The sequence below is a fragment of the Sphaerisporangium sp. NPDC049002 genome (assembly GCF_040649355.1).
Lineage (GTDB): Bacteria > Actinomycetota > Actinomycetes > Streptosporangiales > Streptosporangiaceae > Sphaerisporangium.
This window is the reverse complement of sequence record NZ_JBEZFH010000437.1, coordinates 1-1,627: the sequence shown is the minus strand read 5'-3', so window position 1 is coordinate 1,627 and position 1,627 is coordinate 1. Positions and strand designations below refer to the sequence as shown.

Annotated in this window: 1 protein-coding gene; it reads right to left on the bottom strand. The window is 74.3% G+C overall.

From position 1 onward, the window contains the following. Nucleotides 1-1,627 (bottom strand): AMP-binding protein (locus AB0B89_RS36340; RefSeq protein WP_358562309.1); only part of this gene is annotated, 1,627 nt, incomplete at both ends.

Genomic DNA, 1,627 nt, shown 5'->3' with positions numbered 1-1,627 from the left:
AGGCACGGCGCACCCCGGCTATGACCTTGTCGCGCGAGAACGCCTCGGTCACCCCGCTGCGCTTGCTCACCATCAGGAGCACCGTCTCCTGGGTGCCCGCGTGCACCTGCTCTCCGCCGAGGATCACCAGGCGCAGCGACGCCGGCCACCGGATCTCGTCGACGAGGTCCACCAGGCGGTGCCAGTAGGCCGTGGGCAGGTCGAGCACGGTGACCCCGTCCGACGCGGCCAGGTGGTCGGGCAGGGACGCGCCGCCGTCCGGCAGCATGACCACGGTCGCCCTGGCGGCGAGGGCCGGGTAGATCTCCTCGGCGTGGGTGTCGAAGCCGAGGGACGCGAACTGCACGACCCTGTCACCCGGCCCGAGCCCGTAGTACTCCGCCATCCACCGGACCCGCTCGGCGAGGCCGGTGTGCTCCACCACCACGCCCTTGGGCGTCCCGGTCGACCCGGAGGTGTAGATGACGTAGGCCCCCGTGCCCGGCCCGCCCGATCCCGCGCCTTCGGGGACCGGGGCTACGGGCCGGCCCGCCGCGTCGACCCCCACCGTCCTCAGGGCGGGGAACGACAGCTCGCGCGTCCCGTCGGTGACGACCAGCGAGACGCCCGCGTCGCGGACCAGGCCGGCCAGCCGCTCGTCCGGGTGCTCCGGGTCGAGGGGGAGGTAGGCGGCGCCCGCGTGCCAGACGGCCAGCAGGGTGACGATCGTGCCGGGCGACCGTCCGAGGCACACGCCGACCACATCGTGGCCGCGCAGGAGCGGGGCGAGCCGGCGGGCGCGTTCGTCAAGCTCGGCATAGGTGGTCGCCTCGCCCCCGCACTCCACCGCGACCGCCTCCGGAGCACGGCGGACCGCGTCCGCGACCAGCTCGGGCACGGTACGGGCCCCGCCCCGCCCGGCTGCTCCGGCGCTCGCGGCGAGGTGGCGCAGGGCGGCGGCGTCGGATCCGGTGAGCATGGGGAGCGCCGAGACGGGCAGCGCCGTGCCGGTCACGACGTTCCGGAGCAGGGCGGCCATGCGCCCGGCGAGGTTCTCGATCGTCTCGGCGTCGAACAGGCCGGCGTCGTAGCCGAACAGCAGCGTCAGGTCGTCCTCGCCCCGCCAGGCCTCCAGCATCACGTCGAACTTGGCGAAGTCGCCGCTCGCCTCGAACGGCTCGGACGGCAGGCCGTCGAACGGCTCGGGCGCGAGGCTCTCCTGGCTGTGCAGGATCAGCATGGTCTGGAAGAGCGGCGTCCTGCTGGTGTCGCGGTCCACGCCGAGATCCGCCAGCAGCCGCTCGAACGGGATCTCCTGATGGGTGTGGGCGTCGAGCACGGCCTCCCGCACCCGTCCGAGGAACTCCCCGAACTCCGGGTCGCCCGCGAGGTCGGCGCGCATCACCAGCGTGTTGGTGAGGTAGCCGACGACCCGCTCCAGCTCGGTGCGGTCGCGTCCCGCCGTGGGCGATCCGACCGCGAAGTCCTCCTGCCCGCTGTGGCGGGACAGCAGCACCTGGTAGACGGCCAGCAGCACCATGAACAGCGTGGCGCCGTGCTCCCTGCCGGTCCTCTCCAGCCCGGCGGCGAGGTCGCCGGGCAGCACCAGCCGGAGGGACCCGCTCCGGTGCGCGGAGGCCGCCGCGCG